The sequence below is a fragment of the Paracoccus sp. R12_2 genome (genome assembly GCF_017744015.1).
GTDB lineage: Bacteria > Pseudomonadota > Alphaproteobacteria > Rhodobacterales > Rhodobacteraceae > Paracoccus.
In genome coordinates this window covers 1-22,907 of sequence record NZ_JAGHRA010000002.1, presented here as the reverse complement: position 1 = coordinate 22,907, position 22,907 = coordinate 1, and the positions used below count along the sequence as shown (strand labels likewise).

General features: G+C 63.4%; 22 protein-coding genes and 1 tRNA gene. 12 read left to right on the top strand and 11 right to left on the bottom strand.

Annotation, left to right across the window (positions count from 1 at the left end; translation table 11 throughout):
• Positions 1-112: 112 nt before the first annotated feature.
• Positions 113-196 (bottom strand) — tRNA-Leu (locus J7359_RS02775).
• Between the two features lie 202 nt (positions 197-398).
• Positions 399-1,349: a lipoyl synthase gene (lipA, locus tag J7359_RS02770; protein WP_209055315.1), complete on the bottom strand. Its 951-nt coding sequence runs from the start codon at positions 1,347-1,349 to the stop codon at positions 399-401.
• A gap of 155 nt (positions 1,350-1,504) precedes the next feature.
• On the opposite strand from lipA, the gene J7359_RS02765 reads away from it, so the two are divergent.
• Positions 1,505-2,053, top strand: coding sequence for a peroxiredoxin (locus tag J7359_RS02765; RefSeq protein ID WP_209055020.1), 549 nt, complete (start codon positions 1,505-1,507; stop codon positions 2,051-2,053).
• Between the two features lie 46 nt (positions 2,054-2,099).
• Here J7359_RS02765 and J7359_RS02760 read toward each other — a convergent pair whose 3' ends face one another.
• Positions 2,100-2,999: a hydrogen peroxide-inducible genes activator gene (locus J7359_RS02760; protein ID WP_247740146.1), complete on the bottom strand. Its 900-nt coding sequence runs from the start codon at positions 2,997-2,999 to the stop codon at positions 2,100-2,102.
• Positions 3,000-3,132: 133 nt separating this feature from the next.
• On the bottom strand, positions 3,133-4,272 hold the full coding sequence (locus J7359_RS02755) for a DUF6456 domain-containing protein (RefSeq protein ID WP_209055019.1): 1,140 nt from the start codon (positions 4,270-4,272) through the stop codon (positions 3,133-3,135).
• 180 nt (positions 4,273-4,452) lie between these two features.
• On the opposite strand from J7359_RS02755, the gene J7359_RS02750 reads away from it, so the two are divergent.
• A complete protein-coding gene (locus J7359_RS02750; RefSeq protein ID WP_209055018.1) occupies positions 4,453-4,893 on the top strand; it encodes a DUF6477 family protein in 441 nt (146 codons plus the stop codon).
• Here J7359_RS02750 and J7359_RS02745 read toward each other — a convergent pair.
• Complete coding sequence (locus J7359_RS02745) at positions 4,856-6,430, bottom strand: helicase HerA-like domain-containing protein (protein WP_209055017.1); 1,575 nt, start codon at positions 6,428-6,430, stop codon at positions 4,856-4,858. The genes J7359_RS02750 and J7359_RS02745 overlap by 38 nt on opposite strands.
• 531 nt (positions 6,431-6,961) lie before the next feature.
• Between J7359_RS02745 and J7359_RS02740 the strand changes: the two genes are divergently transcribed.
• Entirely contained in the window at positions 6,962-7,768 is an 807-nt protein-coding gene (locus J7359_RS02740; RefSeq protein ID WP_247740145.1) for an invasion associated locus B family protein, read from the top strand.
• 88 nt (positions 7,769-7,856) lie between these two features.
• Here J7359_RS02740 and J7359_RS02735 read toward each other — a convergent pair whose 3' ends face one another.
• From J7359_RS02735 to J7359_RS02720, 4 genes are all read right to left on the bottom strand, one after another.
• On the bottom strand, positions 7,857-9,065 hold the full coding sequence (locus J7359_RS02735) for a beta-ketoacyl-[acyl-carrier-protein] synthase family protein (RefSeq protein ID WP_209055312.1): 1,209 nt from the start codon (positions 9,063-9,065) through the stop codon (positions 7,857-7,859).
• An 83-nt stretch (positions 9,066-9,148) separates the two neighbouring features.
• Complete coding sequence (locus J7359_RS02730; RefSeq protein WP_209055016.1) at positions 9,149-9,415, bottom strand: acyl carrier protein; 267 nt, start codon at positions 9,413-9,415, stop codon at positions 9,149-9,151.
• Between the two features lie 12 nt (positions 9,416-9,427).
• On the bottom strand, positions 9,428-10,534 hold the full coding sequence (gene lpxD, locus J7359_RS02725) for a UDP-3-O-(3-hydroxymyristoyl)glucosamine N-acyltransferase (protein WP_209055015.1): 1,107 nt from the start codon (positions 10,532-10,534) through the stop codon (positions 9,428-9,430).
• 24 nt (positions 10,535-10,558) lie between these two features.
• The gene (locus J7359_RS02720; protein WP_247740144.1) at positions 10,559-12,193 is read right to left on the bottom strand and encodes a L,D-transpeptidase family protein; all 1,635 of its coding nucleotides are present in this window, start codon (positions 12,191-12,193) and stop codon (positions 10,559-10,561) included.
• A 301-nt stretch (positions 12,194-12,494) separates the two neighbouring features.
• Between J7359_RS02720 and J7359_RS02715 the strand changes: the two genes are divergently transcribed.
• Entirely contained in the window at positions 12,495-13,055 is a 561-nt protein-coding gene (locus tag J7359_RS02715; RefSeq protein WP_209055014.1) for a DUF882 domain-containing protein, read from the top strand.
• A gap of 188 nt (positions 13,056-13,243) precedes the next feature.
• Positions 13,244-13,846 carry a TetR/AcrR family transcriptional regulator gene (locus tag J7359_RS02710; RefSeq protein ID WP_209055013.1) on the top strand — a complete coding sequence of 201 codons (603 nt, stop codon included), beginning with the start codon at positions 13,244-13,246 and terminating at the stop codon, positions 13,844-13,846.
• Here the strand turns inward: J7359_RS02710 and J7359_RS02705 are convergent.
• Positions 13,843-14,460 carry a TetR family transcriptional regulator C-terminal domain-containing protein gene (locus J7359_RS02705; RefSeq protein ID WP_209055012.1) on the bottom strand — a complete coding sequence of 206 codons (618 nt, stop codon included), beginning with the start codon at positions 14,458-14,460 and terminating at the stop codon, positions 13,843-13,845. The two genes, J7359_RS02710 and J7359_RS02705, sit on opposite strands and share 4 nt — an antisense overlap.
• Positions 14,461-14,600: 140 nt before the next feature.
• On the opposite strand from J7359_RS02705, the gene J7359_RS02700 reads away from it, so the two are divergent.
• The 7 genes from J7359_RS02700 (at position 14,601) to J7359_RS02670 (ending at position 22,366) form a co-directional block, all read left to right on the top strand.
• The gene (locus J7359_RS02700; protein ID WP_209055310.1) at positions 14,601-15,926 is read left to right on the top strand and encodes an aspartate aminotransferase family protein; all 1,326 of its coding nucleotides are present in this window, start codon (positions 14,601-14,603) and stop codon (positions 15,924-15,926) included.
• Positions 15,927-16,030: 104 nt separating this feature from the next.
• Entirely contained in the window at positions 16,031-17,296 is a 1,266-nt protein-coding gene (locus J7359_RS02695) for a Zn-dependent hydrolase (protein WP_209055011.1), read from the top strand.
• Positions 17,297-17,366: 70 nt separating this feature from the next.
• A complete protein-coding gene (gene hydA / locus J7359_RS02690; protein WP_209055010.1) occupies positions 17,367-18,818 on the top strand; it encodes a dihydropyrimidinase in 1,452 nt (483 codons plus the stop codon).
• Positions 18,815-19,600 (top strand): ABC transporter ATP-binding protein, encoded by a 786-nt coding sequence (locus J7359_RS02685; protein WP_209055309.1) that lies wholly within the window; start codon positions 18,815-18,817, stop codon positions 19,598-19,600. Before hydA ends, J7359_RS02685 begins: the two co-directional genes overlap by 4 nt.
• A 31-nt stretch (positions 19,601-19,631) precedes the next feature.
• Positions 19,632-20,510 carry an ABC transporter permease gene (locus J7359_RS02680; RefSeq protein WP_209055308.1) on the top strand — a complete coding sequence of 293 codons (879 nt, stop codon included), beginning with the start codon at positions 19,632-19,634 and terminating at the stop codon, positions 20,508-20,510.
• Entirely contained in the window at positions 20,507-21,349 is an 843-nt protein-coding gene (locus J7359_RS02675) for an ABC transporter permease (protein ID WP_209055009.1), read from the top strand. Before J7359_RS02680 ends, J7359_RS02675 begins: the two co-directional genes overlap by 4 nt.
• Before the next feature lie 36 nt (positions 21,350-21,385).
• Entirely contained in the window at positions 21,386-22,366 is a 981-nt protein-coding gene (locus J7359_RS02670) for an ABC transporter substrate-binding protein (RefSeq protein ID WP_247740168.1), read from the top strand.
• A gap of 146 nt (positions 22,367-22,512) precedes the next feature.
• Here J7359_RS02670 and J7359_RS02665 read toward each other — a convergent pair.
• On the bottom strand, positions 22,513-22,907 hold a 395-nt coding region (locus J7359_RS02665), incomplete at its 5' end, for an integrase core domain-containing protein (RefSeq protein ID WP_247740143.1).

Sequence of the window (22,907 nt, the reverse complement as noted above, 5' to 3'; positions counted from 1 at the left end):
CATGATCCTGCATGAATGTCCCGCAATCTCGGCAGGCGGCCGCAAATCCGCGGCCGCGGTCTTGTGGCGCAACCCGTTGGCGCAGGACAGGTTCAGTTCAAAGACTTGAAATTGGTGCGGGTGGTCGGACTCGAACCGACACTCCTTGCGGAAAGGGTGTTTGAGACCCTCGCGTCTACCATTCCGCCACACCCGCACCGGGTGGATCGCCGCGCAAACGTGGCAATCATGTCAACGCCGTGATCAGGGAAACCGAAGGGCTTGCGCCTCATGAACCCGCCGAACCGATCGTCGATGTCTGACCTTCGCCTAAGCCGCAGCGCGCCGATTTGCAAGAGGTCAGATGCGCGTTTCACATCAACCGGCCCGACCTTGCGGCAGGCATGTTCAGGCCTGCCTCAGGCCAGCCCCAGCTTGGCCAGCCGCGCGGCGCGCAACTGCGCGAAATCGTCGCCGGCATGATAGGACGAGCGCGTCAGCGGGGTCGCCGACACCATCAGGAACCCCTTGCCGTAGGCGGATTTTTCATAGCTAGCGAATTCGTCGGGCGTCACGAAGCGATCCACGCGGTGATGTTTGGGGCTGGGCTGCAGATACTGCCCGATGGTCATGAAATCCACGTCGGCGGCGCGCATGTCGTCCATGACCTGCAGGACGCCCTGACGATCTTCGCCCAGTCCGACCATGATCCCCGACTTGGTGAACATCGACGGATCCAGTTCCTTGACCCGCTGCAGCAGCCGCAGGGAATGGAAATACCGCGCACCCGGCCGAACCGTGGGGTAAAGCCCCGGCACCGTTTCAAGATTGTGGTTGAAGACATCCGGGCGTGCCTCGACCACCATTTCCAGAGAGCCCGGCCTGGATTTCAGGAAGTCGGGGGTCAGCACCTCGATGGTCGAATCGGGGCTGCGATGGCGGATCGCGCGGATCGTCTGCGCGAAATGTTCGGCACCGCCATCGTCCAGATCGTCACGGTCCACACTGGTGATGACGACATGGTTCAAGCCCAGCTTCTGGACCGCATGCGCAACGCGGCCGGGTTCGAACACATCCAGCTCATTCGGGCGCCCCGTCGAGACGTTGCAGAACGTGCAGCCGCGCGTGCAGATCTCGCCCATGATCATCATGGTCGCGTGACCCTGGCTCCAGCATTCGCCGACATTCGGGCAGCCTGCCTCTTCGCAGACCGTCGAAAGGCGATGTTCCTGCATGATATCGCGCGTGCGCTTGTAGCCTTCGCTGACCGGCGCCTTCACGCGGATCCAGTCTGGCTTTTTCGGCTGCGCCTGATCGGGCCGATGCGCCTTTTCGGGATGGCGAAGACGGGGCAGTTGCGGCGCGGTGATCTCGGTCATGTCCGACCTTTCGCTGAGTTTCGTTCTATCTAATCCCAAACCGGGGCTTGATCAACGCCACGCGGCATGCTGCATGTGCATTCTCCACGCTGCATCGCGGCATGGGACGGGGGGAGGAAACAATGCAGATGTATAGGAATATCAGGATGAAGATTGGCAGCACACTTCCCCAGGTGACGTTCAGGACGCGGGTCCGCGACGAATCGGTGGGCGGGCCGAACCCGTTCCGCTGGCAGGACATGACGACGGCGGATTACTTTGCCGGCAAGCGCGTGGTGCTGTTCTCGCTGCCGGGTGCTTTCACGCCGACTTGCTCGACCTACCAGCTGCCGGGCTTCGATCTCGCGTTCGACCAGATGCGCGATCTGGGGATCGACGCGATCTACTGCATGTCGGTCAATGACAGCTTCGTGATGAATCAGTGGGCGAAGGCACAGGGACTGCGGAACGTGACGGTCATCCCCGACGGGTCGGGATCGTTCACCGAAAAGGTCGGCATGCTGGTGCGCAAGGACAATCTGGGCTTCGGCGCGCGCAGCTGGCGTTATGCCGCCGTGATCAACGACGGGATCGTGAAAAAGTGGTTCGAGGAACCCGGCCGTTGCGACGATTGCGCAGACGACCCCTATGGCGAGACCTCGCCCGAGACCGTGCTGGGCTATCTGCAAACCGCGCGCGTGTCAGAACCCGCCTAAGGGCGCAGAGACCCGGGGGCCGCGTCCTGCGCGGCCCTTCGTTTGGCTACAGCAAGTTTCGCGCGGCGGCGCGCAGCGTGTCGGCAAGCTCATCAAACCATCCCTCGGCAGGCGTCGATGCCCTTCGGATCAACACGACCTCGCGCAGGGGTTGCGGATCCGGGAACGCGATGGCCGTCAGACCAGGCGCTGCCGCAATTTCCTGACGAAGCGCGATCTGCGGCAGGAATGTCAGGCCCATGCCCTGCGCGGCCAGTCTGCACAACGTCGAAAGCGAGGCGGCGCCCAGATCAAGATGGCTTGACCGGCGGTTCAGTCCGCACACCTCCAGCGCCTGATCGCCCAGACAATGCCCTTCGTCCAGCAGCAGAAGCTGACCGGGATCCAGTTCCTTGGGTGCAACCGCGCGCCCCTGAATCTGCGCGATCCGCGCGGCACTGCCGGCCAGCAGAAAACGATCGGTGAACAGCGGCGCCGCGACCATGCCCCTGCCCTCGGGCGGGGTTGCCACCACGACGGCATCCAGACGACCGCAATCCAGTTCGTCCAGCAGACGGTCTGTCTGCGCCTCGCGCAGATGCAGATCGCGGCCGACATCCCTTGCACGCAGCACCGGCAATGCCTCGGGCAGCAGATAGGGCGCGACCGTCGGGATCATGCCCAACATCAGCCGACCGCCTTCGCCCGGTTGTCGCAGCCCCTGTTCCAGGCCCGCCATCGCGGCCATGACCCGGCGCGCATGGGCTGCCAGTTCGCGACCGCGCGGCGTCAGAACCACGCCACCCGTGATGCGTTCGACCAAAGGCCCGCCGGCGATTTCCTCCAGCGCGCGGATCTGCATGGACAGGGCTGGCTGGCTGACATGGGTCACCTCGGCGGCGCGAGTGAAATGCCCGTGATCGGCCAAGGCCAGGAAATAACGCAGCTGGCGAAGGGTAATGTTCATAAACTCACCTGATCATATGCCGCAGTCTGCGCTTGCATCCCTTATCGCGCCGCCCATGTTCCTGGCAATCGGCACCTGAATCGAAATGGGATGCCGTTTGCGGCATCCCATTCATCGTGATCCCCGGCGATCCCTAGCCGATCATGGGCAAACCCGTGCCGTAGGTTTCGTGATAGTGGCGCTCAAGACGCATCAGGGCAAGACGCAGAACAACCTTGCCCGATCGCGCCGACCAGCCCAGACGCCTTTCGGTCAGCTCGATCCCTTCCAGAAAGCAGCAGACTCGCAGCACGATGTCGCCCATTCCCGGCCCCAGATCCCGCAATGCAAGGGCAACGCGATTGCGCGCGGATTCCGAGCCGCCGCGATAGCCCGCGCCGTTGCGTGAGACGTCGATCCCGGCGGTCATGAAGCCATCCCAGTTCTGGGTGACACGCGGTCCCATCTGCGCCAGTTCGAAATCCTCGCGCAGCCGCTCGCCTGCCCCGACCATTCCGGAGGACAGGAAAGGCTGACCGTTCTGGTCGCGCCGGCGGGCAAGCAGCAGCAGCGGGCTTTCCGCGACATTGACGCGTGCGGATCTGCGACGCCCGTCATCGGGATCCTGAATCATGCGGTCTTCGAAGACGCGGTGACGTTCGGCGTGTTCGAATCCGGCCTGATCCTCGGCCATGCCTTGTGCTGGCTGGGCCTGCACCGGACTGGCCTGACGGAAATCAGCGGGTCCGGGCACCGCTTCGCGCTGTCGCGGCGAACGCAGCATCCGGCGCAGCGCCTCGCGTCCGGCAGGGGCCAGAACATATCTGCGGATGCGCCCGCCCTGCCCGCTTTGAACGACCCATCCCCGCAGCGCCAGATCCTCGGCCATGTGGCGGTCCAGAACGGCAGTGCGAATGTCGTCCCGGGTGACGATCGCCTTTTCCATCCCCTCGGCGGAAGCCAGAACCGCGCCCGGTTCGGCCAGCCGGCGCAACAGGCGCAGCGCCGCGCGGTCGTCCATCCTTGCCGGGTCCACAGGACGGTCCGACAATGCCCCATCGACCAGCGGATCGTCGCGACGCGCCTCGAAACGGCGAATGCGCCGCAGGATCGTCGAGGCATGACAACCCGCCTCTCGGGCCAGCGCGCGGATCGTTTCTCCGTGCTCGACATGGCGCAGATACAGTTTGGCATCTTCCGGCAAATCGTCACGTCCGGCCGCGCCGACACTGATCTGCGATCGGTGGTCTGCGCCTCCCGTGTCGATTGCGAAGTCGCCGGTCAATATGGTCATGTCTGGTCCCTTGTCGTCCTCGGGCAGCCCGGCAGAAGACCACCCTGGGTTGCGTTAAGTCCTGTGGATGACAGGCTGCTTTCTGCACATAGCCGCAACATTCCCTAACAAATCCTAAAGATTCCTTGCCCCTGCGCGCGCTGCATCAAGGCTTTCGGCAACACACGCATTGGTTGTGTCATGGTCAATCACATCGACAGCCAGGAGGATCTTGCCATGACCGCGATGCAGAATGTGATCGCCTTCCGCCCACGCCCGCTGCATTCCGGCCTGCGCCGCCCTGCATCGCTGATCCGTGCCGCGCGCGAGGGTCAGCAGGGGTGGCGGCGCAGCCGCGACCTGCCACGTCTTCTGCGTGCCGAGCGGTGCCCGGCGCCGGGCGCGGCGCTGCCAAGGCTGCGCGCCGAGGAAGCATTGCTGAACGATGCGCGCCGCAACCACGATGCGGATTATGACATGCAGCGCCATGTCATGCTGATGATCGCGATCCTGGCCGAAATGCGAGCCGCCGTCAGCAGCGTCCCTCAGCCTGTCGGTGCGGGAACGACAATCGACCGCTTGGCAAAGGTCGGTGCCGTGGCGCTCAGCGCCCTCGGAAAAGCGACCCCAGCACACCCCTGACCAGCGCCTGCCCGGATTTCGTACCAAGTTGCCGGGCAAGGCTTTTGCCGAATGTTTCGGCAATGCTGTCGCTGCGAGAGCTGCGCCGCCTGCTGCCCGATGCAGCCTCTTGGCGCGGCTCGTAGCGACGGGCGTTCTGATACTCGTCACGGCTCATGTCGAACAGATCGTCATCCGCGCCGACATTCTGCTTTGCCGCCAGACTTTCCTGTGCAGCCTGATCGGCGCGCTTGGCCAGGATCTCTTTCGCGGATTCACGGTCCAGACCGAGGTCATATTTCGCGCCCATCGGCGAGGCGGCCAGTACCGCCTTGCGTTCGGCCTCGTCGACCGGGCCGAGGCGACTGAAAGGCGGACGGATCAGGGTCCGCTGCGCGATGCCGGGCACGCCCTTGGCTTCAAGCAACGAGGTGACCGCCTCGCCGGTGCCGACAGACTGGATCGCCTCGGCGATGTCGAAATCAGGATTGTTGCGATAATTCTGCGCAGCCAGACGCAGCGCCTTCTGATCCTTGGCGGTAAACGCCCTCAGACCGTGCTGCACCCGATTTCCCAATTGGCCCAGGACATCCTCGGGGATATCGGCAGGGTTCTGGCTGATGAACCAGACACTGACCCCTTTGGATCGGATCAACCGGGCCACCTGTTCGACCTTGTCGATCAACGCCTTGGGGGCATCATCGAACAGCAGATGCGATTCGTCGAACAAAAACGCGACGCGCGGCCGATCGGGATCGCCGACCTCGGGAAGCTGCTCGAACAGCTCGGACAGAAGCCACAGAAGGAATGTCGCGTAAAGCCGCGGTGAATTCATCAACCGGTCGGCAGCCAGAATATTGACGACCCCGCGGCCGGCCTGATCCACGCGCAGCAGATCGGCCAGTTCCAGCGCCGGTTCCCCGAACAGCTTGTTGCCGCCCTGATTTTCCAGAACCAGCAACGCGCGCTGGATCGCGCCGACACTGGCGGTGCTGACATTGCCATATTGCAGCGACAGATCGGCAGCATTCTGGCCGACCCAGACCAGCATCGCCTGAAGATCGCCCAGATCCAGCAAGGCCAGCCCCTGCTCATCCGCGACGCGGAAGGCAATGTTCATCACGCCTTCCTGGACATCGGTCAGATCCAGCAGCCGCGACAGCAGAAGCGGCCCCATCTCGGCAGGTGTGGTGCGGACCGGATGTCCCTTTTCGCCCCAGACATCCCAGAACGTCACCGGAAAGGACTGATACTCCAGCGTCAGCCCGATCTGGTCTGCCCGTTTCCGGAACGCGTCGTGCAATGGCGCATCCTGACTGCCGGATTGCGACAGGCCCGCAAGATCACCCTTCACGTCGGACATGAACACGGGCACGCCCGCAAGAGACAGGCTTTCAGCCAGGGTCTGCAGGGTGACCGTCTTCCCGGTACCGGTGGCGCCGGCGATCATGCCATGACGATTTGCATATTTCAGCAGCAGCGATTGCGGTGATGCATGGTCCCTGCCGGCCCCGCCCACGAAAACCGTTCCAGCCTGTTCGTCCAGTACCGCTGTCATATCTGCTTCGTCCCTGTCGCTTGCCAGTAGCCGCACGCGAAGTGCGCGCGATGCGACAATACAATCTTAACGGATTCGTGCCATATTGGATTTGTCCGGGGATCATTGCCGTGACCCGGACCTTCCTCCCTGTTGGACTGCCGCGCCCTCGGGCGCGGCTTTTTTGTGATCGAGGATGCCGCAATGCGCTGTTGACGGATCACGGCTGCGCGACTAGCGTGCAGCCAATGATGACCGGCCAGTCCGGCAGGGAGAGGACGCCTCAGGCGTAGGGGTCGCAGGGAAATCTGCGACCCTATTCTTATATGAATCGCCCCGAAGCCGACGCGACGCTGTTCCTGAATAGATGGGTCGCCGCGCCAGACGCGACAAGACGAAGCGCCGGGATTTCCCGCCAGCGGCAAGGATCCGCCTGTCACGCGACCGGATGGATCACGGGTCAAGCCAAGGTGAAGAAGCGTGGGGATCTTGATCCTGACAAAGATCCAGAGACATGCTAGGCGACTGAAAAGCATCGAGCAAAGGGAAGACATGAATATGCCGATCAAACCCTCGCAGGCACTGTTGGCCGCGCTGGCCGTGATTGCTGCCCCGGCTTTCGCACAGGACAGCGCGACACCGGCCGAACCCGACAGCGCCGCCCAGTCCAGCACCGCCGAAGCGCCCGCCACGGAGGCGCCTGCGGCCGAGGCACCAGCCACCGAAGCGCCTGCCGCGGAAACATCTTCCGGCGAGGATGCGACCGCCGACGCACCCGCAGCCGACGCCCCGGATGCCGACGAACAGCCCGCCGCTGCGGCACCCGCCACCAGCGCCGCGGGCGCTGCTACGGCGACAGACGAGGCCGCGTCGGGCGAGCCGAAGGTGGGCAGCTACTATGCCAAGTCCTCGCATACTGACTGGACTGTCCGCTGCATCAAGGCGGAACAGGGCAAGGATCCCTGCGAACTGTATCAACTGATGCAGGACGCCGACGGAAATTCGGTCGCCGAACTGACGCTGATCCCGCTGACCAATGGCGACGTCGCCGCAGGCGCGACGCTGGTCGCACCGCTGGAGACCGACCTGATTCAAGGCCTTGGCTTTGCGGTCGATAACGGCAAGCCGCGCGGCTACCCGTTCAGCTTCTGCGCGCCGGTCGGCTGCGTGTCGCGGATCGGCCTGTCGGCGGAAGAGCTGGGCCAGATGAAACGCGGCAGCGCAGCGACCGTGACGCTGATGCCATTCGGCGGCGACCCGAAGCAACCGGTCGAACTGGGCCTGTCGCTTGCAGGCTTTACCGCCGCATTCGACGAACTCAGCGCCTATGCCGCGAAAGACGCAGCTGCGGCCGAATAGGCCTGCCGATCACCACCGGCCATCACATCGCAAACCGCGCCCTGATCGGGCGCGGTTTTATGTTGAACAAGCGGGGTGAAGGAACAGGTCAGATCCTGCGCAACGCGATGACCGCGTTCAGGCCGCCGAATGCGAATGCGTTCGACAGGACCGCATCGACCGTCGCCTCGCGGGCCTCGTTCGGAACGACATCCAGGGCGCATTCCGGATCGGGTTCCTGATAGCCGATGGTGGGTGCTATGATCCCGTCGCGCAGTGCCATGATGCAGGCCAGCAGTTCGACCGCGCCGGTGCCGCCGATCAGATGCCCATGCATCGACTTCGTGGACGATATCATCAGCCGGTCCGCGTGATGACCGAAAGCATGCGCGACGGCGGCGCATTCGGTCTTGTCATTGGCGGCCGTGCCGGTGCCATGCGCATTGATATAGCCGATCTGATCGGGGTTCAGCCCCGCATCGCGCAGCGCGCCGGTGATCGCACGTTCGGCGCCCTGCGCCGACGGCATGACGATATCCTGCGCATCCGACGACATGGCAAAGCCCACCACTTCGGCCAGGATCTCGGCGCCGCGCGCACGGGCATGGTCATAGTCCTCGAACACGAAGACGCCCGCGCCCTCGCCCTGCACCATGCCGTTGCGGTTTGCACTAAACGGGCGGCAGGCATCTTTCGACATGACCCGCAGCCCTTCCCAGGCTTTCACGCCGCCAAAGCACAACATCGCCTCGGAACCGCCGGTCAGCATGACCTGCGCCGCCCCCGAGCGCACCATCTGGAACGCAAGTCCCATCGCATGGTTGGAACTGGCACAGGCCGTCGCGACCGTGAACGAAGGCCCGCGCAACCCGAATTCCATCGAGGTATGGCTGGCGGCGGCGTTGTTCATCAATTTCGGAACGACAAAGGGATGAACCCGGTTCTTGCCCTCTTCATAGACCGCCCGGTAATTGTCGTCCCAAGTGTTCAGCCCGCCGCCGGCGGTGCCCAGGATGACACCGGATCGCAGCCCCAGCGCCCCGTGAAAGGCCAGGCCGGACTGCGCGACCGCCTGCTTGGCCGCCAACAGCGTGAATTGGGTGAACTTGTCATACAACAGGATCTGCTGGCGGTTGAAATAGTCTTCCGGGCGCCAGTCATGGATCTGCGCGCCGATCTGGATGGACAGCCGGTCCACATCGCGGAAGTTTAGCGCGGTGATGCCGCTGCGCCCCTCGCGGAACGCGGCCAGAGTGGTGTCGACATCATGGCCAAGCGCATTGATCGTGCCGGCACCGGTGATGACCACACGGCGCAGTCCGTCCCCTCGCGGCGATGCGGACCTGTCGCCAGCGCCGACAGATTGTTCTCGGGCGGTCTTCTTGCCGGTTTTCTTCGGACTCATGCAGCTTTTTGCGCCACCAGGCGCTGGACCGCCGCGATGATCGTGCCCATGTTCGAGATGTCGAAATCAGACTTGTCCGGTTCGTTCGCGTTGAACGGAATCGAGATGTCGAATTCCTCTTCCAGCGCAAAGATCGATTCGACCAGGCCCAGGCTGTCTATGCCCAAATCCTCGGGCGTCGAATCGTCGCTGATCTGATCAGGTTCCAGCATCGCCTGTTCCGCGATGATGGATTTGATACGGGATTTGATCGTGTCGGTCATGGAGCCTCCTGCTCAGGCCTTTTCCAACAGTCGTGTAACAGTTTCCTGAAGCTTTGCTAGCTGTTGTGCGAAACGTGGCAACCGGCGCATGGCTTTCTGGATTTCCATCTGGGTCTCCATTTTCACCGCCGGATTGCCCAGAATGACGCGGCCCGCCGGAACACGGGTAAAGATCTTCGTCGCGCCGCCGGCGATCACATCGTCGCCGATCTCGATATTGTCGTTCACGCCGACCTGACCGGCAAGCACCACCCTATCGCCGATGCGCGACGATCCCGCGACACCCACCTGCGAACACAGCAGGCAGTCGCGACCGACGACGACATTATGTCCAAGCATGACAAGATTGTCGATCTTCGTGCCGTCGCCGACGCGGGTCGCCCGGATCGTTCCACGGTCGATCGTCGCGTTAGCCCCGATTTCGACGTCGTGTCCCAGTTCGACCCCGCCCAGGGAATGGATGCGCGTCCAGTGCTGCTGCCGAATATCTTCGCGCGCACCAAGGGTTCGCCGTATTTCCTCGATTCCCGACTCCTCGGGGGTGACAAATGAAAATCCGTCCCCGCCGATGACCGCCCCGGACTGGACGATCAGTCGGTCCCCCGCGTACACGTCATGCGCGATCCGCGCACCGGCATGGATCAAGGCATGCTCGCCTATCCTTGCGTTGCGTCCGATCGACACATGCGGCCCGATCCGGACGCCTGCACCGATCTGGACCCCTGCGCCGATAACGACAAAGGGGCCGATCGCCGCATCCACCCCGATCATGGCCGAAGGATCGACGACCGCAGTCGGATGAATGCCCGGCGCGATGTCCGGCCCGGCATCGAAGGCGCGTGTCAGCCCGGCCATCAGCAATCGCGGCCGGGGCGCGAAGATCGCCGCTTTCAGCCCGTAAGCTTCGGGGTCCATCCCTTCGGCAAGGATCGCCATGCTGCCAGGCTTCAACGCCTCGGCATATTTCGGAGCCATGGCCAGCGCGATCACACCGCCATCGGCCCCCACCGGCGATGTCGCCGCCGGTTCGGCCGCGCCGGTCACAGGCAGCGCCGCGTCACCCCAGCTTCGCGCATCCAATGCGCGGGCCAATTCTCCGATTGTTACCGATCTTGTCATCGCACCCTTCTTTCAGGGGGCGATCTAATCGCTTTCGCTGTTCAAATCCAGTCCGGCAACTTGCAGACGATCCCAAATGGCGGCATCGCGCCCGTAAACGTCGTCGAAAAAGCGGATCTGGCCGGTCTCGTCCGGGAATGCCGTGAAATAGACCAGATGCACGGGGACGTTCGGGGTCAGTTGCAACCACACCTCGCGGTCACGCGCCAAGGCGCGGTCGAACATCCCGCGCGGATCCTGGCTTTGCTGTGACAGCAATTGCGTCGCCAGATCGAACGGATCGCCCACGCGGACGCAGCCATGCGAATAGGCGCGCCTGCTTTGGCTGAACAGATGCTTGGTCGGCGTATCGTGAAGATAGATGTTCCAGGGGTTGGGGAAGATGAACTTCACCAACCCCAACGCATTGTCATCACTGGGTTTCTGGCGCATGCGGTAGGGAAAGTTCGACGCCGTGTAGCGGGCAAAATCGATCCGGTCGCGGGCCACGACATTGCCGCGCCCGTCAATCACGTCCAGATGCGATACGGCATAGCGATTCGCCTTCAGTCGCGGCAGATATTCCTTGACGGTGATCGAGCGTGGCACGTTCCAGCGCGGATTGACGACGACATGTTCCATCTGGTCGGAAAATTCCGGCGTGCGCATATCATGCTCGGTCTTCCCGACCACCACGCGGGTCCGGAATACCTCGTGCCCGCCATCCATGATCCGGGCGGTGTATTCCGGAATATTGACCCACACATGGCGCGCATCCAGATCCTCGCCTGCCATCCACCGCATCCGCTCCAACGCGACGATCAGCATGCGGCTGCGACGGTCGCTTCTGGCCGCGGGATCGCCATTCAGCGCCGCGATGGTCTGCGGACCGGCAACCCCGTCCGCAGGCAGTCCCGCCGCGTCCTGATATCGCGCGACCGCATCCGACAACGCGGCGTCATAAAGCCGCGGATCCTGCGACGGTGCCGAAAACCCGATGCTTTCCAGACGCACCCGCAGCGGCAGGACGCCGTCGCCGCGCATGCCGACGCGCCAGATCGCGGGCGGCACTGACGGAAGATGGTCGGGAACGGTCAGATCGGGCGCGCCTGCCAGCGCGTCCTGCAGGGCAAGATATGCCGGATGGTCCGGCGCGACAGACGCAAGATAGGATGCCGGATCAGCGGCATCGACAAATGCGCGGATCAGCCCGGAGATGTCTGGACGCCGCACCTGCCGCCTGATCTGCGGATCTGCATCGGACGGTCGGATGGCCCCGCCCGTCATGTCGCGCAGATAACGCACCAACACGCTGGCATGGATCACCTCGGCCCGCAGTCCTTGCCCGGCGTCGGCAAGTAGTTCGGGACGATAGCGCTCGACCGGCAAGCCATGCCGGGGCGCAGACCGGATCGCCTGATGCAGCGCCTTGCGCAATCTGGCGCCGTCTTCGCCCTGGAAAATCGGGCGCAACCCATGACTTCCATAGAACGCGGCCAACTGAGGACGGTCGGCAACAGCGTTTGCCAGAGCCATTTCGTCAGAGGTGAAATGCAGCTGTGGCGCCAGCGCAACGCCCGCCGCACGCCCCGGAACCAGTCCGGACTGTGCAATCGCCGGTTGCACAGTCATGGTCACCATCAGAAGGCCGACGACAGGCAGGAATCTACGCGATCGCATCACAACACCCGGAAAATACAACATCAATCCTGCCATTCGGACAGGATTCGAACCAGCGCCTGTTCACGCGACAACGACTTCGGCAAGCCGATGGTTGCCAAAAAGACACATGCATGCGGCGGTTTTGGCACGCAGTTCCGATTGGCAAATTTTCGCCTATCGCGTGAAAAATCTCAGGCCGGCGCGCGGAAACAGTTCCTGACTGCACGTTCTTTTGACATATTGTTAGGAAGTTGGGGATAAACCTCGGCGAAGCCGCGATACAACGCGGCAAAAAACGAAGCAGGACAGGCGATCTGACATGACAATGGACCTTATCTCGCGCCGCGGCATTCTTGGGGTGTTCGCAGCCACCAGCGTGGCGGCAGCCCCGGTGATGGCCAACGCGTTCGGCTTTCTTCGCGGTGCAGGCGACATGCGGCGCGTTCGGATGTATAACGGCAGGACAGGCGAAAGCCTAGATACCGTGTACTGGGTGAACGGCAAGTATGTTCGCGAAGCCCTGAATGAAATCAACATCTTCATGCGTGACTGGCGGACCGGGACGGCGATCGGCATCGACCCGCGCACGATCGATGTGGCGGCGGCCTCGCACCGGCTGCTGCAGACGAATGAACCCTACATGATGCTGTCGGGCTATCGCTCGCCGCAAACCAACGCGATGCTGCGCCGCAGATCGGGTGGCGTGGCGAAGAATTCGTTGCACATGTCCGGCAAGGCCGCGGATCTGCGTCTGAAATCGCGCTCCGTCAACCAGATGTACCAGGCCGCGATGGCCTGCAAGGCTGGCGGCGTCGGCAAGTATTCGCGTTCGAACTTCGTGCATATGGATTGCGGACCTATCCGCAGCTGGGGTTCCTGACCTTACACGACCCCGGATCGCTTTTCTGCGCCGCCGTCCGCCAAGTCATGCGCGGGCGGCGCAGCGCGTTCGATCCCGCGTGCGCGACGCCTTCTTGCAAGTTGATGAGCTAATCGCTTGACGGGTCTGTTTTCTTCCTGAACGCTGGTCCAACCTCGCCAGCGCACAGACGGATGCACCCCCCTCAGATGAGCCCACAGACAACCCGCCGCTATCGCACCGCCAAGAAAATTCAGGCCGCCGCCATCGATCTGGCGGTTCGCGACGGCCTTGCGAATGTCACGACCGAGGCGATCGCCCGACATTCGGGTATCAGCACGCGGACATTCTTCAACTACTATCCCTACAAGGAAGCCGCGCTGGTCGGACCGCCGCCGGACTACCCCGCCGACGCCGTCGAACGATTCGTGGCTGGGACGGGCCGGTTGATCGACGATCTGGACCGGCTGATCGAGGCACATCTGCTGCGCTTTCTGGACGAACGCCAGATGCTGGCCCATCTGTTTCGCCTGGCCGATACCGACCCAAAGCTTGGCGCGTTGCGCAACAGCGCGATCCTGGCGCGCCGCGCGCAGATGCGCGAATTGCTGAGCCGCCGAATGCCCGGCGCCGAACCGCAGATGATCGAGATTCTCGCCGCCGCGATCGTGGCCGCGACAAATGCGGCGACCAAGCAATGGTTGTCGGGCGAAAGGGACGATTTTGTCGCCACGGCCCGTGACAATCTGGCCCTTATCCTGCCAGCCGCGCGCATGCTGGACCGGGGGTCGGTGCAAGCCGGACGCAGCTAGACCTCCAGCATGCGCCGGAACATGTTCTCAAGATAGATCTCTGCCTCGGCAAAGGGGTCGTGCCCCGGCCCCAGCACGGCACGCACCTGCACCTCGAAATCCGCATAATGCTGGGTCAGCGCCCAGATCGAGAAGATCAGATGGTGCGGATCGACAGACGCCAGCCGCCCCGATCCGATCCAGCCGGCAAGGATCGCGACAGCGTCATCGACCAGCAGCCGAAGCCTGCCTCCCAGGATCTCGCTGAGATGGGGGGCACCTTGCAGGATCTCGTATGCAAAAAGCCTGCTCTCGCGCGGAAAATCGCGTGACATGTGCAGCTTGGTGCGGACATAACGCAAGACCTCGTCCAGCGGATCGCCGTCGGGGTTCAGGTTCAGCATCGGGGCAAGCCACATGTCCAGCAGCGCGGTCAGCAGCGTCTTGTGGATCTCGTCCTTCGAGCCGAAGTAATACAGCACGTTCGGTTTCGACAACCCGGCGGCCTCGGCGATCTGGTCGATGGTCGCCCCCCTGAACCCGTTGGCTGAAAACGCGGTCAACGCGCCTTCCAGGATTCGTTCGCGGTTGATCTGCTGGATTCGGGTCAGTTGGGGTTCATTCTGATCTGTCATCGTCTATCCCGCTCTGGCATGATCCTTTTTTGGGCAGGGGAATGCGATTTGTCACGCACTGGTTCTGCGTGCTTGACTGGCCAAGGCCCCGTGCTAGCCTGATCCTGACCGTATGGTCAATAATTCTCGAGGTTCATCAGATGCCGCTTGACCGCAAATCCGCGCCCAATGACCTGCGCGCCTTCTGGATGCCCTTCACCGCGAATCGTCAGTTCAAGTCCGCACCGCGGATGCTGGTGGCGGCCAAGGACATGTACTACACGACATCGGACGGGCGGCAGATCCTGGATGGCACGGCCGGGCTGTGGTGCTGCAACGCCGGCCATTGCCGCCCGAAGATAACCGAGGCCGTTCAGGCGCAGGTGGCCGAAATGGACTATGCGCCTGCATTCCAGATGGGCCATCCGCTGGCCTTCGAACTGGCCAATCGGATCGTCGATATCGCGCCTGACGGGATTGAGCATGTCTTCTACTGCAATTCCGGCAGCGAGGCCGTGGATACCGCGTTGAAGATCGCGCTGGCCTATCACCGCGCGCGCGGTGATTCGGCGCGCACGCGCCTGATCGGGCGCGAGCGCGGCTATCACGGTGTCGGATTCGGCGGCATCTCGGTCGGCGGGATCGTCAACAACCGCCGCTTCTTCGGCAGCCTGCTGACGGGCGTGGACCACCTGCCCCATACGCACCTGCCCGAGAACGCCTTCACCAAAGGCCAGCCCGAACACGGCGCCAATCTGGCCGACGAGTTGGAGCGGATCATCGCGCTGCACGGCGCGGAAACGATCGCCGCCGTCATCGTCGAACCCATGGCTGGCTCGACCGGCGTGCTGTTGCCGCCCAAGGGATATCTGAAACGTCTGCGCGAGATCACGCACAAGCACGGCATCCTGCTGATCTTCGATGAGGTCATCACCGGCTTTGGCCGTCTGGGCAGCCCCTTCGCCGCCCAGCATTTCGATGTCATGCCCGACATGATCACCTGCGCCAAGGGCCTGACCAACGGCGTCATCCCGATGGGTGCGGTGCTGACCACGGCCCAGATCCACGACGCCTTCATGCAGGGCCCGGAACATGTGATCGAGCTGTTCCACGGCTATACCTATTCCGGAAATCCGGTCGCCTGCGCCGCCGGTCTTGCGACGCTGGATACCTATGCCGAAGACGGCCTGCTGACACGCGCCGCCGATCTGGAAACCTACTGGCAAGAGGCGCTGCACGGCCTGAAGGGGCTTCCGCATGTCGTTGACATCCGCAACATGGGCCTGATCGGCGCGGTCGAACTGGCCCCGATGGAGTGCCAGCCGGGCAAGCGCGCCTTCGACGTGTTCGTGAAGGCGTTCGAGGCCGGGATCATGATCCGCATCACCGGCGATATCATCGCGATGTCGCCCCCGCTGATCATCAGCAAGGAACAGATCGACGAACTGGTCGGCACGCTGGCAGAGGTTCTGAGACAGGCGGGCTGAGATCGCCAATCCGGGGCACGCGGCGTTCCGCGTCGTCCCCGCCGCCCCCACCGATCACGCCGATCCCGCACAAAGACGGGACGGCCAGACAGGAAGGACACGACATGACAGACACCGCTGCGGCGGGCCCCGCCGCGAACATGAAAGTCGATGGCGACAGGCTGTGGGACAGCCTGATGGAGATGGCGAAGATCGGCCCCGGCGTCGCGGGCGGCAATAATCGCCAGACCCTGACAGATGCCGACGCCGAGGGGCGTGCGCTGTTCCGCATGTGGTCGGAAGATGCCGGGATGACGATGGGCCTTGACCGGATGGGCAACATGTTCATGCGCCACGAGGGGACCGAACCGGATCTGGATCCGGTCTATATCGGCAGCCATCTGGACACCCAGCCCACCGGGGGAAAATACGACGGCGTGCTGGGCGTGCTGGCCGGGCTGGAGGTGATCCGTTCGATCCGCGACATGGGCATCCGCACGCGCCGGCCGATCGTCGTGGTCAACTGGACCAACGAGGAAGGCACCCGTTTCGCGCCCGCGATGCTGGCCTCGGGCGTGTTTGCGGGGATGCACAGCGAAGACTATGCCAATAGCCGCGAGGACGCCGACGGCAAGACATTCGGTGCCGAACTTGACCGGATCGGCTGGCGCGGGGACGAGGAACCGGGCAAGCGCCCCATCCACGCGATGTTCGAGTATCACATCGAACAGGGTCCGATCCTCGAGGCTGAGGGAAAGGAGATCGGTGTCGTCACCCATGGCCAGGGCCTGTGGTGGCTGCAGGTCACGCTGACCGGCAAGGACGCGCATACGGGCAGCACGCCCATGACCATGCGGGTCAACGCGGGGCTGGGCATGGCGCGCATCACCGAGGCCGTCCACCGGATCGCCCTGGATCATCAGCCAAACGCCGTGGGTGCGGTCGGCCAGGCCAATGTCTACCCCAACAGCCGCAACGTGATCCCCGGCCGGGCGGTTTTCACGATCGACTTCCGCAGCCCGGATCTGGACAAGCTGACCTCGATGCGGTCGAGATTGGAGGCCGAGGCCTTTGAAATCGCTCGCGATCTTGGCCTTGGCATCGAGATCGAGCCGGTCGGCCATTTCGACCCGGTGACCTTTGATCCGGAACTTGCGCAGAAGCTGCGCAGCGCCGCTGACCGGCTGGGATACAGCCATATGGATATCGTCAGCGGCGCCGGTCACGACGCCTGCTGGATCAACCGCATCGCACCGACGGTGATGATCATGTGCCCCTGCGTGGACGGCCTGAGCCATAACGAGGCCGAAGAGATCAGTCCCGAATGGGCCAAGGCGGGCGCAGATGTCCTGCTGCATGCGGTTCTGGACGCCGCCGAGATTGTCCGCTGACGCGGACGCGTGCCGGGGGTGCCGCCCTCCGGACCCCCGGGGTATTTGAACAAAGAAGAAGAGGTTGGCGATGAGCACGATCATCAGGAACGGAACCATCGTGACGGCGGATCTGACCTACAAGGCGGATGTGCTGATCGAGGGCGGCAAGATCGCGGCGATCGGCGAGGGGCTGGTGGGCGATCAGACCCTTGATGCGACCGGCTGCTATGTCATGCCGGGCGGGATCGACCCGCATACGCATCTGGAAATGCCCTTCATGGGGACCTACTCGGCCGATGATTTCGACAGCGGCACCCGCGCCGCGCTGGCGGGCGGCACCACGATGGTCGTGGATTTCGCGCTGCCCTCGCCCGGACAGGGACTGCTGGACGCGTTGCAGATGTGGGACAACAAGTCGGGGCGCGCGCATTGCGACTACAGCTATCATATGGCGATCACCTGGTGGGGCGAACAGGTCTTTGACGAAATGCAGGCGGTCGTCGATCGCGGAATCACCAGCTTCAAGCATTTCATGGCCTACAAGGGCGCCTTGATGGTGAATGACGATGAATTGTTCGCGTCCTTCCGCCGCGTCGGCGATCTGGGCGGCATCGCCATGGTCCATGCCGAGAACGGCGACGTGGTGGCCGAATTGTCTGCGCGGCTGCTGGCCGAGGGCAGTACCGGACCCGAGGCGCATGCCTATTCCCGCCCGCCCCAGGTCGAGGGCGAGGCCACAAACCGCGCCATCATGGTAGCCGACATGGCGGGCGTTCCGCTGTACGTGGTGCATGTCAGTTGCGAGGACAGCCACGAGGCGATCCGCCGCGCCCGTCAGCAGGGCAAGCGGGTCTGGGGCGAACCGCTGATCCAGCACCTGACGCTGGATGAAAGCGAATATTTCGACAAGGACTGGGACCACGCCGCCCGCCGCGTCATGTCTCCGCCCTTCCGCGACAAGAAGCATCAGGACAGCCTGTGGGCGGGACTGCAATCGGGCAGCCTGTCGGTCGTTGCCACCGATCACTGCGCCTTCACCACCGAACAAAAACGCACTGGCGTGGGCGATTTCACCAAGATCCCGAACGGCACTGGCGGGCTTGAGGATCGGATGCCGATGCTGTGGACGCATGGCGTCGGTACCGGGCGCCTGACACCGAACGAATTCGTCGCAGCCACCTCGACCAACAGCGCCAAGATCCTGGGCATGTATCCGAAGAAGGGCGCGGTGCTGGTCGGCAGCGATGCCGATCTGGTCATCTGGGATCCCGAGGCGGAAAAGACCATCTCGGCCGGCAGCCAGCAATCGGCCATCGATTACAACGTCTTCGAAGGTCAGAAAGTCAAGGGCCTGCCGCGTTTTACAATCACGCGGGGCGTCGTCGCGGTGACCGAGGGCAAGATGGACAGCCGCGAAGGACACGGCGAGTTCGTCGCCCGTGAACCGCGCGGAACGGTGAACCGCGCATTGTCGCAGTGGAAACAGCTTACCGCGCCGCGGGCCGTGGAACGGTCGGGCATTCCGGCGACGGGGGTCTGAACTTGGCCGCATCGGTGATCGAGGCAAGCGGTGCCGGCCTGACATTCCAGACGACGGATGGTCCGGTCCACGCGCTGAAGGATGTGGACCTGACCATCGGTCAGGGCGATTTCGTCAGTTTCATAGGACCGTCGGGATGTGGCAAAACGACCTTGCTGCGGGCCATCGCCGCGCTGGAGACGCCGACCGCCGGGCGCCTGAGCGTGAACGGGATGACCCCGGATGCGGCGCGCAAGGCGCGGGCCTATGGCTATGTCTTTCAGGCGCCGGGGCTCTATCCGTGGCGGACGATTGCCGGAAATATCGGTCTGCCGCTGGAGATCATGGGTTTTGACCGGACCGAACGGCGGCAGCGGATCGATCGCGTGCTGGATCTGGTCGATCTGGCCGGATTCGGGGGGAAATATCCGTGGCAGCTTTCGGGGGGAATGCAGCAGCGCGCCAGCATTGCCCGCGCGTTGGCCTTCGACGCCGACATCCTGTTGATGGACGAACCCTTCGGGGCGCTGGACGAGATCGTGCGCGACCGGCTGAACGAGGCGTTGCTGGAGCTGTGGGCCAAGACAGGCAAGACCATCGGCTTCATCACCCACTCGATCCCCGAGGCGGTCTATCTGTCCACGCGGATCGTGGTGATGAGCCCGCGTCCCGGCCGCATCACGCGGATCATCGAAAGCCCCCTTCCCCGCGAACGCCCGCTGGACATCCGCGACACGCCCGAGTTCATCGCGCTGGCCCACGAGGTCCGCGAGGGGCTGCGCGAAGGACACAGCTATGACTGAGGCGACCGCGCCGGGCGGCGTCGCGGGGCTGATGCGTCTTGGCACGCAGGGTCGCACGATCCCGGTGCTGACCGTGCTGCTGGCCATCGTCGCGATCTGGTATGTCGCGGCTGTCGGCATGAACGCGCAATGGGTACGCGATCAGGCGGCGCGCAGCGATACCGTGCTGACAACCACGCAGTTCATCGGCCAGACGCTGACGCTGGATCGTCCCGTGCTGCCCGCGCCGCACCAGGTCGCGGTTGGACTGTGGGACGGGATCGCGGGACAGAAGGTCACCTCGAAACGCAGCCTGATCTATCATGGCTGGGTCACCTTGTCGGCCACGCTGGCGGGGTTTGCCATCGGCAGCCTTGCGGGCATCCTTCTGGCCGTCGGCATCGTGCATAACCGCGCCATGGACCAGTCGGTGATGCCCTGGGCGGTCGCCAGCCAGACCGTGCCGATCCTTGCCATTGCGCCCATGGTGATCGTGGTCTTCGCCAGCGCCGGCGTCACCGGCCTGCTGCCAAAGGCGATCATCGCTGCTTGGCTGTCGTTCTTTCCGGTGCTTGTCGGCATGGTAAAGGGCCTGCGGACACCCGACGCGATGCAGCTTGACCTGATGCGATCCTGGAGCGCCAGCCAGGGCCAGCAGTTCTGGCGACTGCGCCTGCCATCGTCGATGCCCTATCTGTTCGCCAGCCTCAAGGTGGCCGTCGCCGCGGCGCTGGTGGGCACCATCGTGGGTGAATTGCCCGCCGGCGCCAGCTCGGGGCTTGGCGCACGCCTGTTGTCGGGCAGCTATTACGGCCAGACGGTCCAGATCTGGTCCGCGCTGTTCACCGCCGCCGCGCTGGCGGCCCTGCTGGTGACGCTGATCGGATGGGCGGAAAAGCTGACCTTGCAGCGTATGGGATTGGCCCGATGAACGCGATCCCGATCCTTGCTGTCTGGATCGCTGGCTGGGCGCTGAACGCGTGGTTGGCACGTTTCGACACACGACTGACACGATTTCTGGTCGCGGTCATTTTTGGCACTACGCTGATCTTGTTGTGGGAAATGATCGTGCGGATCTACCAGGTCCCGTCGGTCATCCTGCCCGCGCCCAGCCAGATCGCCGCCAGCTTCGCGGCCAATACCGGCATTCTGTGGACCGATTTTGTCCAGACGATCCTGAGGGGCGCGCTGACCGGCTGGCTGATCGGCGCATCGGCCGCGATCCTGACCGCCATCGCCATTGATCGCAGCCCGTTTCTGCAACGCGGCCTGCTGCCGATCGGAAACTTCGTCGCCGCGCTGCCGATCGTGGGCATCGCCCCGATCCTGGTGATGTGGTTCGGGTTCGACTGGCAGTCCAAGGCCGCCGTGGTGGTGGTTATGGTGTTCTTCCCGATCCTTGTGAACATGGTCGCGGGCCTTGCGGCCACCGATCCCATGCAGCGCGACCTGATGGCGACATGGGCGGCACCTTATCGTGCGTCGCTGTTGCGGATGCGGCTGCCGGCCGCAATGCCGTTCCTGTTCAACGGTCTCAAGATCACCACGACGCTTGCTCTGATCGGCGCGATCGTGGCCGAGTTCTTCGGCAGCCCCACCAAGGGGATGGGGTTTCGGATCTCGACCGCTGTCGGGCGCCTGGACCTGCCGCTGGTCTGGGCGGAAATCCTTGTGGCGGCGATCGCCGGATCGCTGTTTTATGGCATCGTCGCGCTGATCGAGAAGAAGGTGACGTTCTGGCACCCGTCGCAGCGCAATCAACGGGGCTAGACCCCACCAACAGGAGAGTGAGCCATGAAGAAAACCATGCTGGGCGCGGTCGCCGCGACACTGGTCGCGGGTACGGCCTGGGCCGATGCCGAATATGACCTGACGCTGCAACTGAAATGGGTCACGCAGGCGCAGTTCGCCGGCTATTACGTCGCCAGGGACAAGGGCTTCTACGACGAGGAAGGGCTGAACGTCACCATCAAGCCCGGCGGCCCCGATATCGCACCGACGCAGGTATTGGCCGGGGGCGGCGCCGACGTCGTCGTCGAATGGATGCCCGCCGCACTGGCCGCGCGTGAAAAGGGGCTGCCGCTGGTCAATATCGCGCAACCCTTCAAATCCTCGGGGATGATGCTGACATGCCTCAAGGAATCCGGGATCAGCGATCCGCAGACCGATTTCGCAGGCAAGACGCTTGGTGTCTGGTTCGCTGGCAACGAATATCCCTTTCTCAGTTGGATGAGCACGCTTGGCCTGTCGACCGAGGGCGGACAGGACGGCGTGACGGTGCTGAAACAGGGCTTCAACGTGGACCCGCTGCTGCAGAAACAGGCCGCCTGCATCTCGACCATGACCTACAACGAATACTGGCAGATCATCGACGCCGGCATCCCCGCCGAAGAGCTGGTGACGTTCAAGTATTCCGATCAGGATGTCGCGACGCTGGAAGACGGGCTGTATACGCTGGATTCGACGCTAGAAGATCCCGACAAGGTCACCGCGCTGGTCCGCTTTGTCCGGGCCAGCATGAAGGGATGGAAATACGCCGAGGAGAATCCCGAGGAAGCAGCCGAGATCGTGCTGGAAAACGACGAGACCGGCGCCCAGACCATCGAGCATCAGACCCGGATGATGAGCGAGGTCGCCAAGCTGACCGCGGGTTCTGACGGCACGCTGGACGATGCCGATTATCAGCGCACCGTCGATATCCTGATGGCCGGCGGTTCGGATCCGGTAATCTCGGCCGCGCCCGAGGGGGCATTCTCGCATGTCATCACCGACCGCGCCTTCGACTGAGACGGGCACGACCGGGCGCGCGATACGGGCGCCCGGTCGTGGAATTGCGGACGTTTCTCGGCATCGCCGCGTTACTTGAAAGCGGGGACCTGCCTGGCGGTTGGTGCGGTAATCCCCCCATTTTTGTGGGGGCTTGGTCGTAGAATTTACGCGGCCATTCTCAGTTTCTGTGCGGGTGTCATCCCGCCGTTGCCCATGTTTGGGCGCTCATTGTTGTAGGACCAGAGCCATTCAGTGGCAATCCGCTGCACCTCGTCGATGCTTTCGAAGATGTAGAGGTCCAGCCATTCATGCCGGACCGTCCGGTTGTATCGTTCGACGTAGGCGTTCTGCTGCGGTTTGCCTGGCTGAATGTAGGACAAGCTGATACTCTGGCTTTCTGCCCATTCCATCAAAGTGCCACTGACATATTCCGGGCCGTAGCATGTTGGGAATAGCGCGCCGTTGAAGGTTATGGCCGCCTGCGCAGCCACCAAAATTGCGCAGCAGGCGGCCATAACCGGATCTCGGGTCTCTATGGTGGTTTTGCGAACCACACCAC